The organism is Sulfitobacter sp. S190 (genome assembly GCF_025141935.1).
Taxonomy (GTDB): domain Bacteria; phylum Pseudomonadota; class Alphaproteobacteria; order Rhodobacterales; family Rhodobacteraceae; genus Sulfitobacter.
Map to the genome: position 1 here is coordinate 2,273,199 of NZ_CP081120.1, position 15,702 is coordinate 2,288,900.

18 protein-coding genes are annotated in these 15,702 nt (G+C 62.1%); 8 read left to right on the forward strand and 10 right to left on the reverse strand.

Annotated elements, in window-relative coordinates; genetic code table 11:
* Positions 1–133 precede the first annotated feature (133 nt).
* A complete protein-coding gene (locus K3756_RS11415; protein ID WP_259987481.1) occupies positions 134–1,357 on the forward strand; it encodes an alpha/beta fold hydrolase in 1,224 nt (407 codons plus the stop codon).
* A gap of 33 nt (positions 1,358–1,390) precedes the next feature.
* Here K3756_RS11415 and K3756_RS11420 read toward each other — a convergent pair whose 3' ends face one another.
* Positions 1,391–1,726 carry a hypothetical protein gene (locus K3756_RS11420; RefSeq protein WP_259987483.1) on the reverse strand — a complete coding sequence of 112 codons (336 nt, stop codon included), beginning with the start codon at positions 1,724–1,726 and terminating at the stop codon, positions 1,391–1,393.
* An 80-nt stretch (positions 1,727–1,806) separates the two neighbouring features.
* Between K3756_RS11420 and purB the strand changes: the two genes are divergently transcribed.
* From purB to K3756_RS11445, 5 genes are all read left to right on the forward strand, one after another.
* A complete protein-coding gene (purB, locus tag K3756_RS11425; RefSeq protein ID WP_259987484.1) occupies positions 1,807–3,111 on the forward strand; it encodes an adenylosuccinate lyase in 1,305 nt (434 codons plus the stop codon).
* 174 nt (positions 3,112–3,285) lie between these two features.
* Positions 3,286–3,441: a hypothetical protein gene (locus K3756_RS11430; protein WP_259987485.1), complete on the forward strand. Its 156-nt coding sequence runs from the start codon at positions 3,286–3,288 to the stop codon at positions 3,439–3,441.
* 162 nt (positions 3,442–3,603) lie between these two features.
* Positions 3,604–4,125, forward strand: coding sequence for a hypothetical protein (locus K3756_RS11435; RefSeq protein WP_259987486.1), 522 nt, complete (start codon positions 3,604–3,606; stop codon positions 4,123–4,125).
* A gap of 24 nt (positions 4,126–4,149) precedes the next feature.
* Positions 4,150–5,367, forward strand: a complete 1,218-nt coding sequence (locus K3756_RS11440; protein ID WP_259987487.1) for a flagellar motor switch protein FliG — start codon at positions 4,150–4,152, stop codon at positions 5,365–5,367.
* A gap of 118 nt (positions 5,368–5,485) precedes the next feature.
* The gene (locus tag K3756_RS11445; RefSeq protein WP_259987488.1) at positions 5,486–6,379 is read left to right on the forward strand and encodes a lysophospholipid acyltransferase family protein; all 894 of its coding nucleotides are present in this window, start codon (positions 5,486–5,488) and stop codon (positions 6,377–6,379) included.
* Here K3756_RS11445 and K3756_RS11450 read toward each other — a convergent pair whose 3' ends face one another.
* On the reverse strand, positions 6,380–7,090 hold the full coding sequence (locus K3756_RS11450; protein ID WP_259987489.1) for a thioredoxin family protein: 711 nt from the start codon (positions 7,088–7,090) through the stop codon (positions 6,380–6,382).
* A 229-nt stretch (positions 7,091–7,319) separates the two neighbouring features.
* Between K3756_RS11450 and acnA the strand changes: the two genes are divergently transcribed.
* Positions 7,320–10,106, forward strand: coding sequence for an aconitate hydratase AcnA (acnA, locus tag K3756_RS11455; protein ID WP_259987491.1), 2,787 nt, complete (start codon positions 7,320–7,322; stop codon positions 10,104–10,106).
* Between the two features lie 96 nt (positions 10,107–10,202).
* Positions 10,203–10,889 (forward strand): SDR family NAD(P)-dependent oxidoreductase, encoded by a 687-nt coding sequence (locus tag K3756_RS11460; protein WP_259987493.1) that lies wholly within the window; start codon positions 10,203–10,205, stop codon positions 10,887–10,889.
* A gap of 1 nt (position 10,890) precedes the next feature.
* Here the strand turns inward: K3756_RS11460 and K3756_RS11465 are convergent, their stop codons facing one another.
* Genes K3756_RS11465 through secF form a run of 8 tightly spaced genes read right to left on the reverse strand, consistent with a single transcriptional unit; the run spans position 10,891 to position 15,701 of the window.
* A complete protein-coding gene (locus tag K3756_RS11465; protein WP_259987495.1) occupies positions 10,891–11,427 on the reverse strand; it encodes a DsbE family thiol:disulfide interchange protein in 537 nt (178 codons plus the stop codon).
* The gene (ccmD, locus tag K3756_RS11470) at positions 11,420–11,578 is read right to left on the reverse strand and encodes a heme exporter protein CcmD (RefSeq protein WP_259987496.1); all 159 of its coding nucleotides are present in this window, start codon (positions 11,576–11,578) and stop codon (positions 11,420–11,422) included. The genes K3756_RS11465 and ccmD overlap by 8 nt, the downstream gene beginning before the upstream one ends.
* On the reverse strand, positions 11,575–12,303 hold the full coding sequence (locus K3756_RS11475; RefSeq protein ID WP_259987498.1) for a heme ABC transporter permease: 729 nt from the start codon (positions 12,301–12,303) through the stop codon (positions 11,575–11,577). The genes ccmD and K3756_RS11475 overlap by 4 nt, the downstream gene beginning before the upstream one ends.
* A gap of 43 nt (positions 12,304–12,346) precedes the next feature.
* Entirely contained in the window at positions 12,347–13,003 is a 657-nt protein-coding gene (gene ccmB / locus K3756_RS11480; protein WP_259987500.1) for a heme exporter protein CcmB, read from the reverse strand.
* Positions 13,000–13,617, reverse strand: coding sequence for a heme ABC exporter ATP-binding protein CcmA (gene ccmA, locus K3756_RS11485; protein ID WP_259987502.1), 618 nt, complete (start codon positions 13,615–13,617; stop codon positions 13,000–13,002). The genes ccmB and ccmA overlap by 4 nt, the downstream gene beginning before the upstream one ends.
* 7 nt (positions 13,618–13,624) lie before the next feature.
* Positions 13,625–13,978 (reverse strand): Mth938-like domain-containing protein, encoded by a 354-nt coding sequence (locus K3756_RS11490; RefSeq protein ID WP_259987504.1) that lies wholly within the window; start codon positions 13,976–13,978, stop codon positions 13,625–13,627.
* Between the two features lie 3 nt (positions 13,979–13,981).
* Positions 13,982–14,737: a sulfite exporter TauE/SafE family protein gene (locus K3756_RS11495; RefSeq protein WP_259987506.1), complete on the reverse strand. Its 756-nt coding sequence runs from the start codon at positions 14,735–14,737 to the stop codon at positions 13,982–13,984.
* A complete protein-coding gene (gene secF, locus K3756_RS11500; protein ID WP_259987509.1) occupies positions 14,730–15,701 on the reverse strand; it encodes a protein translocase subunit SecF in 972 nt (323 codons plus the stop codon). Before secF ends, K3756_RS11495 begins: the two co-directional genes overlap by 8 nt.
* Position 15,702: the final 1 nt, after the last annotated feature.

Consider the following 15,702-nt stretch of genomic DNA (forward strand, 5'->3'; position numbering starts at 1 on the left):
ATTTCGACGCCCTTCATACGCGCTGGGGGACAAAGGCGCAAATGCTGCGTCACAGCGACGTGAAACCGGTGTCACACACCTTGTCTGATGGCACCCCCTGCGCCACCTTGGGCACGAACCAAGGAGGCTTTTCATGCCAACCCAGCGCATCACATTCCCCGGCCACGACGGATCGACACTGTCGGCACGGCTGGACATGCCTTCGGGCCCGCATCTTGCAACGGCGCTCTTTGCGCATTGCTTCACCTGCGGCAAGGACATTCCGGCGGCCAAACGCATCTCGGCCCGGCTCGCGGCCATGGGCATCGCGGTGCTGCGCTTCGATTTCACGGGTCTGGGCCATTCCGAAGGCGAATTCGCCAACACCTCGTTCAGCTCGAACGTCGATGACCTGATTGCGGCCGCCACGTATCTGGCACAGGACGGCAAACCGCCCAGCATGATGATCGGCCACTCGCTGGGCGGCGCGGCCGTGCTCAAGGCCGCGGCCATGCTCGACGGGATCAAGGCGGTCGCAACCATCGGTGCGCCCTTCGATCCCGCCCATGTCACCCATCACTTCGCCGACGCAATCCCCGAAATCACCGCCAAGGGTCAGGCAGAAGTCAAACTGGCGGGCCGTCCCTTCACCATCGGGCGCTCGTTCATCGAGGACACCGGCAACGAGGTGCTCTCCAAGGTGCTGCCCGATCTGGGCGCCGCCCTGCTGGTCCTGCACGCACCGCGCGACGACACCGTGTCGATCGAAAACGCCAGCAACATCTTTCTGGCCGCCAAACACCCCAAGAGCTTCGTGTCGCTCGACGATGCCGATCATCTGGTCAGCCGCGCCGAAGACGCCGAATATGCCGCCGAAATCATCTCGGCGTGGGCCGTGCGCTATGTCAACCGCGCCGCCCCCGCCCCGCCCATCGGCACACCCGAAGGCGTGGTGCGCGTCTCCGAAGCGGACCGCAACGGTTTCCTGCAGGACATCACATCGGGCAGCAACGTGCACCTGCTGGCGGATGAACCGCTGGCCTACGGCGGCACCAACCGGGGCATGTCGCCCTACGGGTTCCTGTCGGCATCCTTGGGGGCGTGCACGTCGATGACCATCCGCATGTACGCGCGGCGCAAGGGCTGGCCGCTCGATCACGTGCGTGTCGATGTCTGCCACGAAAAGGTGCACGCACAGGATGCAGCCCTCGGCGCGGGCGACCGCATCGACACCTTCCGCCGCAAGATCAAGCTGACGGGCGACGCGCTCAGCGACGAACAACGCGACCGGCTGCGCGAAATCGCGGACCGCTGTCCGGTGCACCGCACGCTGGAGCGGACCTCCGAGGTGACCACCGAATTGCTCGCCGCAGTCTGATCCGCGCAGGTCGATCCGCTTTGGTTGATCGGTTCAGTCCATCAGCCGCCCGTCGGTCGTATCGCCCGACGGGCCGGTGAACCGCACCACATCGCCGCGGCGCGCCATGTCATAGCACGCCCACAGGTCCGATGGCGGCCACCGGCTGCAATACTGGTCCCCGCGCACCGCCCAATAGCCCCAACTGTCGCGCCCCGCATTGTAAAGCGTGCGCCCCGAGGCGCGAAATTCCTGCCACGCGCCGTCGTATGTCACCCGCTGACCGGTCAACGTGTCTGCGATGGCCGGACCGTCGAGCGGGGTAAATGTGCTGTCTTGTGCAGCCACACTGCCCGCAAACAGCACGAAAATGGGGATCAAGCCGCGCATCGGGCCCTCCTGTCTTGTCCTTGACGTGATGGCAGTCTATGCCGCGCCTGTCCCTTGCAGTGTCACAAAAAGGTGTGCCGATGATCCCCCGCTATTCCCGTCCCGACATGGTTGCCATCTGGTCGCCGGAATCCAAATTCCGCATCTGGTACGAAATCGAAGCGCACGCCTGCGAAGCGATGGCCAATCTGGGTGTCATCCCCCGCGAAAATGCCGATGCCGTGTGGAAAGCCAAGGACGTCGAATTCGATGTCGCCCGCATCGACGAAATCGAAGCGGTGACCAAACATGACGTCATCGCTTTCCTGACCCATCTGGCCGAACATATCGGCAGCGAAGAAGCCCGCTTTGTCCATCAGGGCATGACCAGCTCGGATGTGCTCGATACCTGTTTCAACGTGCAACTGGCGCGCGCCGCCGATCTGCTCATCGCCGACATGGAAGGCTTGCTGGCCGCGCTCAAACGCCGCGCGATCGAACACAAGGACACGGTGCGCATCGGGCGCAGCCACGGCATCCACGCCGAACCCACCACCATGGGCCTGACCTTCGCGCGCTTTTACGCCGAAATGGACCGCAACCTGCGCCGCCTGAAGACCGCTCGCGCCGAAATCGCCACCGGCGCGATCAGCGGGGCCGTCGGCACCTTCGCCAACATCGATCCCGCGGTCGAAGAACACGTCTGCGAACAGCTGGGCCTCTATCCCGAACCGATCAGCACCCAGGTGATCCCACGCGACCGTCACGCCGCCTTCTTTGCGGCCCTCGGCGTCGTCGGCTCCAGCATCGAAAACATCGCCACCGAAATCCGCCACATGCAGCGCACCGAGGTGCTCGAGGCCGAGGAGTTTTTCTCCGCCGGTCAAAAAGGCTCCTCCGCCATGCCACACAAGCGCAACCCCGTACTGACCGAGAACCTCACCGGTCTGGCGCGGCTGGTGCGCATGGCCGTGGTCCCCGCGATGGAAAACGTGGCGCTCTGGCACGAGCGCGACATCTCGCACTCCTCGGTAGAGCGCAACATCGGTCCCGACACCACGATCACGCTCGACTTTGCGCTGGTGCGTCTGACAAGCGTGATCGACAAGCTGGTGATCTATCCCGACAACATGCTCGCCAACATGAACAAGTTCCGCGGCCTCGTGATGAGCCAGCGTGTTCTGCTGGCGCTGACGCAGGCTGGCGTCAGCCGCGAGGACAGCTACAAGCTGGTGCAGCGCAACGCCATGAAGGTCTGGGAAGAAGGCAAGGACTTCAAGACCGAGCTGCTGGCCGACGCAGACGTGCTCGCCGCGCTCAGCGCCGAAGAGATCGAGGAGAAATTCGATCTGGGCTACCACACCAAACATGTCGACACGATCTTCAAACGCGTGTTCGGCGGCTGAGCCTGCGCGAAAGCGTCGCAGGGGATGAATGGGGTCGGACTCCTGAAAACAAGGCGTCTGACAGTGTATGACGTTTGTGTGCACACGGTGTCCACGCGCGGTGTACCGCGCATGGGGCTTTGACGCGTGCGGCTTTCAGGCTAACCTTACGCCACGTCATTAGGAGTAAGTCACATGAAACTGAAGATCACCCTCGCCGCCGTCCTTCTCACCGCCCTGCCCTCGCTCGCCGCCGCTGCCGGATGCAGCTATGGCAAACAGGCGATGTCCTGCGCCGAAGGCAGCATTTATGACAGCGAAACAGGGACTTGCGTCAAAGCATCCGCTTGATATCCGCACGCAACAACCAGCACGGAGCGCGCTCTGGCGGCGCGCTTCTGCGTACCCCAAACAAAATGTGATCGCGCGCGACCGGGAATTTCCTTTCCTTCCAGATCGCTGCACATAATTTGAACGACACATTACAGCCGCATCCACACACCGGAGACCCCAATGCGTCTATTGCTCGCCACTGCCCTGTCCCTCGCCCTGCCCAGCGGTCTGCTGGCCGCCGGCAGCGACGATTCGAATCCGCCCAAAACGGTGCATTGCAGCACTGGCGAAGTGTACGACGAAGGCGCCAAGAAATGCGTCGAGACAAGTCACCACAACATGGACACCGACAGCCTTTATGCCGCTGTCCGCACGCTCGCCTATCAGGAACGCTACCGCGAAGCGCAGGACCTGCTTGCCGATATGCCGCAAGACGACGACCGCACCCTGACCTATCTGGGCTTTACCCATCGCAAGATGGGCAACATCGACACCGCCATGACCTACTACAGCGCAGCACTCGCGCGGAACCCCGGCAACATCCTCGCGCGGTCCTATATGGGTCAGGGCATGGTGGCCGACGGGCATGTGTCGGCGGCCCTCGAACAGCTGCGGGCCATCCGCGAATACGGCGGCAAGGGAACCTGGGCCGAAGCCTCCCTGCGCACTGCAATCGCATCGGGCCGCACCTTTAACTACTGACCGGTCCGGCAAGATTTTTGACGGATGCCCCGCACGCAAGTGCGGGGCATTTTTCTCGGGCGCCGTATCCGTCAGAAACCCGATCTTAACTCCGCTGTGGCAAAGCTGCCCGCGAATGGTTGGCACAACGGGGCGGGCAGGATGCAACAGATCGGACAACTTCTACCGGCAAACGAGGCTGGTCTGCCGCATCCGGTGCCGGACGACGATCTGACGCTTGATCTGGGTCCACCGCCCAACATCAGCCGCAAGGCCAAAGCCGCCATTGTCGTGCGCCTGTTGTTGAACGAAGGGGCCGATATTCCGCTCGAGGATCTGCCATCGGAGTTGCAGGCTGACCTGACCCAGCAGATGGGCGCGATGCGCTTGGTCGATCGGCGCACGCTGGCCCATGTCATTACCGAATTTGCAAACGAGCTCGACCAGATCGGCCTGTCGTTTCCGGGCGGGATCGCCGGTGCGCTGGACGCGCTGGAAGGCCGCATCAGCCGTGAAACCGCCGCCCGCTTGCGCAAGGAAGCGGGCGTGCGCGCGGCCGGCGACCCTTGGAAACGGCTCGCCGGACAGGACGCCGAAACGCTCGCCCCGATGCTGGAGGCAGAAAGCACCGAGGTCGCGGCGGTTGTCTTGTCAAAGCTGGATGTGTCACTGGCCGCGGGCATACTTGCCAAATTGCCCGGCCCCGCCGCCCGGCGCATCACCTACGCCGTGCAGCTGACGAACAAGGTAACGCCCGAAGCGGTCGAACAGATCGGGCTGTCGCTCGTGTCCCAGCTTGATGCCCGCCCCGTGCCCGCCTTCGAGACAGAAGCGGCACAACGGCTGGGTGCCATTCTTAACAATGCGAACTCCCCCACGCGCGACGGCGTGATGGAGGGGCTGGAGGAAACCGACGGCACGTTTGCCACAGCAGTGCGGCGGGCGATTTTCACATTTGGCAATATCCCCGAACGGATCGAAACCCGCGACATTCCCCGCGTCCTGCGCGAAGTCGATCCTGCGGTGCTGCTGACCGCGATGGCCGGTGCTGAGGCCGCGGGGTTTGCGGATGCACGCGATCATATCCTCGACAACATGTCGAGCAGGATGGCCGACCAACTGCGCGAGGACATCGCAGAGGGTGGCAAGGTCAAACCCGCAGACTGCGAGGAAGCGATGAGCACCATCATCAATGTCATCCGCGAAATGGAGCGCAATGGCGACCTGACGATGATCGAGCTGGAGCAAGAAGAGGACGGCTAGCACCCCCGCGGTATTGCCTTGGTGTCCGACGCAAGACGCTGCGTGCAGCCGCCTGCGCCCTTGTTGCGGAGGCTGCGCGCCGTTAAGTCTGACAGCGCAACACTAACGCAAGAGCACCATGGCCAAAGAAGAACCTACCGGGCTGACGCAGCGCCGCATCGGCCACTACCTGACCAACGCGGTCATTGTCGGGCTTATCAAGGGCGCGTTGCTCTTGCCCTATGCCACGCGCGTGCGGGCCATGGGTTGGATTGTGCAACACGCGGTGGGGCCGCTGGCCGGATACCGCAAACGGGCCCTCGACAATCTCGCCATGATCCGCCCCGATCTGCCGCTTGCACGCCGCCAGCAGATCGCGCAGCGCTGTCTCAACAACGTGGGCCGCACGTTTATCGAAAACTACTCGGCCGATGATTTCCCCGACCGGATGGCGAAAAACACACCCGGCGGTCCGGGCATGGCGGTCCTCGAGAAAGCCGCCTCAGACGGCCGCGCCGTCGTGCTCGCCACGGGACATTTCGGCAATTACGAAGCGACACGCGCGGCCCTTGTGGCGCGGGGGTTCAATATCGGCGGGCTCTACCGCAACATGAAAAACCCCTATTTCAATGCCCATTACGTCAAGACGATGGAAGCATTCGGCGGGCCGGTTTTCCCGCAGGGGCGCAAGGGCACCGCGGGTTTTGTGCGTCACCTGAAAGACGGCGGGCAGCTGGTTTTGCTTTTCGATCAACACGTTTTTCGTGCGCCCACGTTCGACTTTCTGGGCCAGCCCGCCCATACCGCCCTGTCAGCGGCCGAGCTTGCCCTTCGCTACGATGCGCCGCTCATTCCGTTTTACGGCATCCGGCAGGCCGATGGCCTGTCCTTTGAAACAGTGCTGGAAGCCCCGATTCCACCCAGTGATGCGGAAACCATGACACAGGCCCTCAGCGACAGCCTTGCGGCTCGCGTCAACGATGATCCCGAACAATGGTTCTGGGTGCACCGCCGCTGGCGGCCCCAGAAGTGATCAGTCGATCCGAGCGGCGGCGATGATCGGTCCGGCGCCCTGCGCCTGCACCAGCACCACCGCCGGATCATCACCCGCAATCTCGGCGCTCAGCTCGAGCGGCCCTGCCCCGTCCCATGTGCCCGCCTGTTGCCAGCCGTGTGCGATGTTGGTGTAAGTAATCGTATGTCCGCGATTTTCGCCGCGCGTGATTTCGGTCTCGGCGCTTGGGATCACCCGCAATACATGTACGTCCATAGGCCCAAGATCTTCGGCAAGCGGCTGCGCCTCGATGCGCAAGGTATCGCCCGCCCGCGTCAGATCGAGATCAACCTGCGGCGCCTTTTGTGCATGGTCATTGATCGCCTTGGCCAGCGCCATCGGTTTCGAACCCACGATGTCGGTTTCGCCGTTCACGACCATTTCGGGCGTATAAATGGACCGCCGGCCCGCGACATTTGCATAAGCACGTTGCCGCTCCGCATGCGCAGGATCGCCGAATTCATCCTTCCATCCGATATAGTCCCAATAATCGACATGCAGCGCGATCGCGATGACGTCATCATTGCTCGACAGCTCGCTGAAAATCTCGTCCGCTGGGGGACAGCTCGAGCATCCCTGCGATGTATAGAGTTCCACCACCACAGGACGTTGCTCAGCCGCGAGCGCGCCCGCCAGCAGGGTCGACGCCGCAAAAGCGCAAGCGGCAATGGGGTATGATAGACGAGACATGCGATTCCGTTCGGATGTATTTTTCATGACCGACATGTATCCCCGCAGCACAGCAATATCCAATCAACGTTTCGAGACTGTACGTGTAGTTGGCGTGTGTGGCGGAATTGCGGGAAAATCGGCATACAATGGTATACAATTTTGCCGAATGACCTTGAAAATTCTGTCACGATCAGTCATCTAGGCGTCAAATCCCGCCCATATCCCTTTCCCTTAACGGAGATCCAGCATGACAATCATCGTCGGTCAGGACACTGCCAAAACCCGCAAGACGCTCACAGCGGGCGACCAGTCGGTTGCCTACTATTCCATTCCCGCCGCCCAGGAAGCGGGTTTGGGCGACTTTTCCAAGCTGCCCGCCGCGCTGAAGGTGGTGCTGGAAAACATGCTGCGTTTCGAAGATGGCAAGACCGTGACCGTCGATGACATCAAGGCATTCGCCGAATGGGCCGAAAAGGGCGGCAAGAACCCGCGCGAAATCGCCTACCGCCCCGCCCGCGTGCTGATGCAGGATTTCACCGGCGTGCCTGCCGTGGTCGACCTTGCCGCGATGCGTGACGGTCTGGTCGCACTCGGCGGTGACGCGGACAAGATCAACCCGCTCAACCCCGTTGACCTTGTCATCGACCACTCGGTCATGATTGATGAATTCGGCAACCCGCGTGCGTTCCAGATGAACGTGGACCGCGAATACGAGCGCAACATCGAGCGCTATACCTTCCTCAAGTGGGGCCAGAAGGCATTCAACAACTTCCGCGTCGTGCCCCCCGGCACCGGCATTTGCCACCAGGTGAACCTCGAATATCTGGCGCAGACCGTCTGGACCGATACCGACCAGAACGGCGAGGAAGTCGCCTATCCCGACACGCTGGTCGGGACAGACAGCCACACCACCATGGTCAACGGCATGGCCGTTCTGGGCTGGGGTGTGGGCGGGATCGAGGCCGAGGCCGCGATGCTGGGCCAGCCGATTTCGATGCTGATCCCCGAAGTCGTCGGCTTTGAGCTGACGGGCCAGATGATGGAAGGCACAACCGGCACCGACCTGGTGCTGAAAGTTGTCGAAATGCTGCGCGAAAAGGGCGTGGTCGGCAAATTCGTGGAGTTCTACGGCAAAGGGCTCGACACCCTGCCGCTGGCGGACCGTGCAACCATCGCCAACATGGCGCCCGAATATGGCGCGACCTGCGGCTTCTTCCCGATTGACGATGAAACACTGCGCTATCTGCGCACCACGGGCCGTGACGAGGCGCGCATCGCGCTGGTCGAGGCCTATGCCAAGGACAACGGTTTCTGGCGCGACGCGGACTATGCGCCGGTCTATACCGACACGCTCAGCCTCGACATGGGAACAATCGTTCCTGCCATTTCCGGCCCCAAGCGTCCGCAGGATTACATTGCACTGACGCAGGCGCACACTGCTTTCGCCGAATACGTCAAGGGTGTGCGGTCCGGCAAAGATGCGTCGACAGCGCAGGAAATCACATGGGAAGGCGAAGGCGGTCAGCCCGAGCCACAGGATATTCCCGGTGATGAAGGCCACCACAACCGCGGCTACGTCGCCACCGAAGACGGCAACTACCAGCTGCACGACGGGTCAATCGTGATCGCGTCGATCACCTCGTGTACGAACACATCAAACCCCTATGTCATGATCGGTGCGGGTCTGGTGGCGCGCAAGGCGCGTGCGCTGGGTCTTGACCGCAAACCATGGGTCAAGACATCGCTGGCCCCCGGTAGCCAGGTCGTTTCCGCCTATCTGGAGGCCGCCGGTCTGCAGGAAGACCTCGACGCGATCGGCTTCAACCTCGTCGGCTACGGCTGCACAACCTGCATCGGCAACTCCGGCCCGCTCGAAGCGCCGATCAGCAAGGCCATCAACGACTACGATCTGATCGGGACCTCGGTCCTGTCGGGCAACCGCAACTTCGAAGGCCGGATCAGCCCCGATGTGCGGGCCAACTACCTCGCCTCGCCGCCGCTGGTCGTGGCCTATGCGCTGGTTGGCGATATGAACGTCGATCTGGCCAACAGCCCGCTGGGTCAGGACAAGGATGGCAACGACGTTTACCTCAAGGACATCTGGCCGTCCTCCAAGGAAGTTGCCGAACTGGTCGAACAGACGGTCACACGCGAAAGCTTCCAGTCGAAATACGCCGATGTGTTCAAGGGCGACGATAAATGGCAGGACGTTGAAACCACCGATGCCAAGACCTACGACTGGCCCGTGCAATCGACCTACGTCCAGAACCCGCCCTACTTCCAGGGCATGTCGCCCGAACCGGGCACCATCACCAACATTGATGATGCGAAGGTTCTTGCGGTGCTGGGTGACATGATCACGACCGACCACATCTCCCCTGCGGGTTCGTTCAAGGAAACCACGCCCGCCGGACAGTATCTGGTGGAACGTCAGGTGCCGGTGCGTGAGTTCAACTCCTATGGCTCGCGCCGTGGCAACCACGAAGTCATGATGCGCGGCACGTTTGCCAACATCCGCATCAAGAACGAAATGCTCGACGGCGTCGAAGGCGGCTATACCAAGGGCCCCGATGGGGAGCAGATGTCGATTTTCGATGCCGCGATGAAGCATCAGGAAAACGGCACGCCGCTGGTCATCTTCGGTGGTGAGCAATACGGCGCAGGCTCGTCGCGTGACTGGGCAGCCAAAGGCACGGCGCTTCTGGGCGTCAAGGCGGTGATCGCGGAGAACTTCGAGCGGATCCACCGGTCCAACCTCGTCGGCATGGGCGTCATTCCGTTCGAGTTCACGAACGGAGACACCCGCAAATCGCTGGGCCTGACAGGTGAAGAAACCGTGAGCATTTCGGGTCTCGACACGATCAAGCCGCTTCAGGAAGTGCCTTGCACGATTACCATGGCCGATGGCACGGTCAAGGAAATCACGCTCAAGTGCCGTATCGATACCGCGATCGAGATCGAATACATCGAGCACGGCGGCGTTCTGCACTACGTGCTGCGCAACCTTGCGAATGAAAGCGTCGCTGCCGAATAAACCGGCCGCAAACACCACAATCAAAGGCCCTCGCTGCGCATTGCAGCGGGGGCCTTTTTCGTTAGGCTGCTGCGGGCGACAGCAGAGGATAGGCCCATGAAACCCGTAGCACTTGTCACCGGAGCGGCCCGCGGCATCGGGCGCGCCATCGCCGACAATCTGGCTCCCGATCACCAGCTTGCAGTGACCTATAATGCGACGCCGCCCACTGCCTTGCAGGCCGCCCACCCCGGCATTCAGGCCATCCATGCCGATCTGGCCGATCCTGCCAGCGCCACCCGCATCATAGACGAGATCATCGCCCGGCACGGTCGGCTGGATATCATCGTCAACAATGCCGGTTCACTGGAGCTCGACAGCGGGAATGTCGCGCTTAATCATGCGGTCAATGTGGCCGCGCCAATGGCGCTGTTGAACGCGGCGCTTGCACATCTGAAGCCGGGTGCCTGCGTGATCAGCATCTCGTCGGTGAACGCGGTCCTGCCCGCGCTCGGCGCGTCCAGCTATTCGGCCAGCAAGGCCGCACTCAACACGTGGACACGGGGCATGGCCCGCGAATTAGGGGCGCAGGGCATCAGGGTAAACGCTGTGGCCCCCGGCGCGATAGAGCGTAGCGAAACGCCCCGCCCGCCAGAGATGGTCAAGGCATTTGCCGATCTGACTGCGTTGGGCCGCGTGGGTACACCGGAAGATATCGCACCGGTCGTCAGGTTTCTCGCCTCCGATGCGGCACGGTTCATCACGGGCGAAATCATCACGGTCTCGGGTGGATACCGGCTTTAATCTAGCGCATGGCCTTTTCGAGTTCCGGCAGGAAACGTTGCTCGAAATCGCTGCCAATCAGCGGTCCGGCAAAGCGGTACAGCACGGTGCCGTCTCCGTCGACGATAAAGGTTTCCGGCGGCGCGGTGACGCCCCAGTCGATTGCCGTTCGCCCCTGCGGATCAAAACCAACGCCGACAAACGGATTTTCGTCGTCGATCAGGTATTTGGTGGCCGTGCTCGCCTGATCCTTGAAGTTGATGCCGATGATGTCGATGCCGTCCGCCTGCATTTCCAAGAGCTTGGGATGCTCCGCGCGGCAGGGCGGACACCAGCTGGCCCAGAAATTCACGAGCGTGACACGGCCATCGGACAACATCTCAGGGGTCGCTTGGGCAAAACCCTCGAGCGCCTTTTCGGGCACGCCGGGGGCGGGCTGGCCCACCAGCGTCGAGGGCAAGGCATCGGGATCGTCGCGGAACATGCCGACGGCCGCCAACGCGACGAACCCCGCGAAGATCAGCGGCGGGGCGAGCATCAGGGGGCTGATCCTAGCCATGTGTGCCGCGCTCCTTTTCGATCTCGCGCAAGGCGGCCCGCGCCCGGCGGCCCCGACGCAGCGTCGCACCCAGAAGAACCGCCAGCAGCAGCAAAGAGATACCGTAGGCGCTCAGCACCTCGACGGCATATTTTCCAAGATCGGGGATCATGCGTTCTCCATCCGTTTGCGCAGTGCCCCTGCCCGGCGCAGCGAGATTTCTGTCCCCGTGCGGTAGAGCACAAGCGCCAGAAACAGCAGGGTAAATCCGCCGATGGAAATGACCAGCGGCAGCCAGAACACATCCGAGATGTTCTCTTCCTTGTCAAGACTGAGGCTCGCGCCCTGGTGCAGACCCTGGTTCCAGAAGAACACCGCATAGCGGGACATCAATGCAAATACCGACCCCACGAGGCACAACACACTTGTCAGGTCTGCGGCGGTATCGGGGTCCTCAATGGCTTCCCACAGGGCGATATAGCCAAGATAGAACAGAAACAGGATCAGAAACGACGTCAGTCGCGGATCCCACGCCCACCACGTGCCCCACATCGGCTGGCCCCAGATCGCGCCAGTCAAAAGACCGATCACCGTCATGACCAGCCCGACCGGTGCCGCCGCCCTGGCCGCCAGCGCGCTGACATGGTGGCGCCGTATCAGCCAAATGAGCGAGGTCAGCAACATCATGATCCATGCGTTGATGGCGATCCATGCGGCGGGCACGTGCAGATAGATGATCTTGACCGTCGATCCCTGCCGGAAATCGTCAGGCGTGCCGAAAAAGCCCCAGATCAGCCCGACGCAAATCGCAACGGCCGCAAGCCCCCAGGCAAAGGGCTGCACCTTGGCGCTTAGCGCCAGAAACTTTACCGGATTGGCGTATTCCCAGACTGACATGGTGGTTATCTAACGCTCCGTTCGGTGTGGCTCAATGGGCAATTCATCGCAGTGTCATCCGCAGTGCGGCGGCGGCGGCAAAAGGCAGGAGCGCGCAGCATCCAAGCGAGATTCCTGCCAGCAATACCAACGGCGTCTCGACCGCCATTCCGGTGGCGCCCCGCCGCGCGGCTTCGGCCCCGAAGATCAGCGTGGGGACGTAGAGCGGCAGCACCAGCAGCGACAGCAAAAGCCCTCCCCGCTTGATCCCGACGGTAAGGGCCGCGCCGAACGTGCCGATCATCGACAGCGCCGGCGTTCCCAAGACCAAAGACACTACAAGCCACAGATACCCCTGTGCCGGCATATTCAACAGGACGCCAAGCGCAGGCGCGACCAGAACCAGCGGCAGACCGGTCGTCAGCCAATGGGCAAGCCCCTTGATCGCCAGCGCGGCCTCGAGGGGAAGTGCCGATGTCGCCAATACGTCAAGCGATCCGTCCTCGAAATCGAGCGCCAGCAGCCGGTCGAGCGACAGCAGGCACGCCAGCAACGCCCCCAGCCACAGCACCCCCGGCGCAATGGTGGCCAACAGCGCCGATTGCGGGCCAACGCTGAATGGGACCAGCACGGTCACGATCAGGAAAAACGCCAGTGCGAGGCCAAAGCCGCCCCCTGCCCGGAACGCCAGCTTCAGATCGCGCAGCAGCAGCGCGCTCACAGGAATGCCTCGTCACTTGCACCGTGCAGGCTGCCGCGTGCCGCACGCAATGCGCTGACGTCGAATGTGTCTGCCTCAAGGCCCAGATCGATATGCGTGGCGAGGATTGCCGATCCACCCGCCGCCAGATGGGTCTGCACGGCGCGCGCAAAGAGGCGCACCGCATCCGCGTCCAGCGATACCGTCGGCTCGTCGAGCAACCAAAGGGGCCGCCCCGTAACCATCAGGCGCGCCAGACCCGCGCGCCGTTTTTGTCCCGCCGACAACGTGCCTGCCAACCTGTCGCAAAGCGCGGTCAGCGCGAATGTCTCGAGCGCCGGCGTGATTGTGCTTTGACCGTAGATTCGCGCCCAGAACTTCAGGTTTTCCGCCACGGTCAGCATCGCCTTGAGCCCGTCGGCGTGACCAGCGTAGGCGACGCGGTCTTCAGCCCCCTCGATCTGTCCCGAAAGGACCGGTTGGAGGCCCGCGATCGTACGCAGCAGCGTCGTTTTGCCGGACCCGTTCGGCCCGCGCAGCACAAGAGCCGATCCCGCAGCCACATCAAAGGTGACGCCCGCCAGCACCGGCACGCCGCCGCGTGCCACAGCTACATTTGTCAGGCGCAGTGTCATGTGTGGATCAGACCGGCAGCATCGCCAGCGCAATGCGGCGGCCTTCGCTCAGCAGCACATTGTAGGTCCGGCTGGCGGACGGCGAGGACATCGCCTCTACCCCCACTCCGGCGGCGTCCAACTGATCGCGCAGGGTTTGCGGCAGGTGGGCGATGTCCGCACCGGTGCCCACAAAGATCACATCGACGTCCGCCGCCAGATCAAGCAGCGGCTGCACATCCTCAAAACCGCCCCACGTCCGCGTCCCCGAGGGGGCCGCGATGACCGGCCCGTCAATACGCTCACCGCCGATACGGAAGAACCCCGGCCCGTAGCTTTCCACGGGTTGGGCATCATTGAACACGATCTCATTGAGGCGCATGGGTTATCCTTTCCAAATCGGCAGCCCGATCATAGCCGATGCCGCGATGACAAGGTAGGCCACAGCTCGGAAAAGTCGCTCCGCCTGCGGGTCAAAAAGCCGCGCACCGATCATGTTCGCGATCACATTGGGCACCCCGACCAAGAGCCCGAGAAATGCGATCGGCCAATTCATCAGCCCGATGGCCCAGAGGTACGGGAACAACAGCAGGTCAATCGCAAGCAAATACAGAAGAAAGTTGGCGCGGATCACCGCGATCGGCAGACGGCTGGCCATATAGAGCATGATGACAGGCGGTCCGGGGATACCGGAAAATCCGGTCATGAAGCCACCCAACGCACCGGCCCCCACGGTCATCGGATGGGTCAGCGGCCGTTGCAGCCGCCAACCGGTGATCATCAGCCCCAGGAGCAGCCCCACAATGAGCGAGACCACCCAGCCGAATGCCGTCGGATCCATCACGCTGAGCGCCCACACCCCGAAAGGCAGCGCGATTACCGCCCCGATCATCAGGCGGCCCACGTCACGCGGCGCGCCCTCACGCCACGCCGCGGGCGCGTTTGGCAAGGGCCCGATCAATTCTGCTGCGACGAGGAAAATGACCGCTTCGACCGGCGATAGGACGGAGCTGGCAACCGGCATGATGATCATCGCCGATCCAAAGCCCGCGAAGCCCCGCACCAGACCGGCGACAAAAACCGCGCCCACCAACCAGACAAGCCCCGGCGTTGCCAGAGCTTGTCCCAAAAATTCAGGCATCGATGTTGGCGTATTGGTTTCCGGTGTTGTTGGGGTCCGGCTTGGACCAGTCCCGCTTGACGCCAAAGTAAAGCAGGATCGCCGACGCCACGAAGATCGACGAATACGTCCCGACGATCACGCCCCAGATCATCGCAAAGACAAAGCCGCGGATCACATCACCGCCCAAGACAAACAGGGCGATAAGCGCCAGCAAGGTGGTCACGGAGGTCATGAACGTGCGGCTGAGGGTTTCATTGATCGACATGTTCAGCACCTCTTTGAGGGGCCGCTTTTTGTATTTGCGAAGGTTTTCGCGCACACGGTCAAAGACAACAACCGTATCGTTCAGCGAATAGCCAACGATGGTCAGAAGCGCGGCGATGATCGCCAGATCGAAACGGATTTGCAGTTCGGAAAAGACACCGATCGTCAGCACCACGTCATGCACAAGCGCCAGCACGGCACCGGCTGCGAACTGCCATTCGAACCGCAACCAGATATAGACAAGCACGGCCCCGATTGCCAAAGCAACGGCGAGGATCGCGGTGTTGATCAGCTCGCCCGAGACTTTGGGGCCAACCGATTCCACCGAAATAAACTTGATATCCGGCCGCACGGTTTTCAGGGCGCTCTCGACCGCAGCGATGGTTTCGTTGTTCACCGCTTCCTGATCCTCCTGCGCTTGAATCCGGATCATCGCGACATTCTGGTCCGCGCGGAAATTGGGATCGAAGACTTCGGTGATCGAAATATCACCCAGTTCGAGCGGCGCAATCGCATCGCGGTAGACAGCAACATCGACGGGCATCGGGCTTTCGGTGCGCACGGTTGTGCCACCCCGGAAATCGATGCCGAAATTAAGACCCTGATAGGCGAATGACGCCGCCGCCACCAACATCATGACCAGCGAAATCCCCAGCCACATCTTCCAGCGGCTGAAGAAATCGAACGACGTGTTCTGTTTGACAAGTCTCAGGCGCATA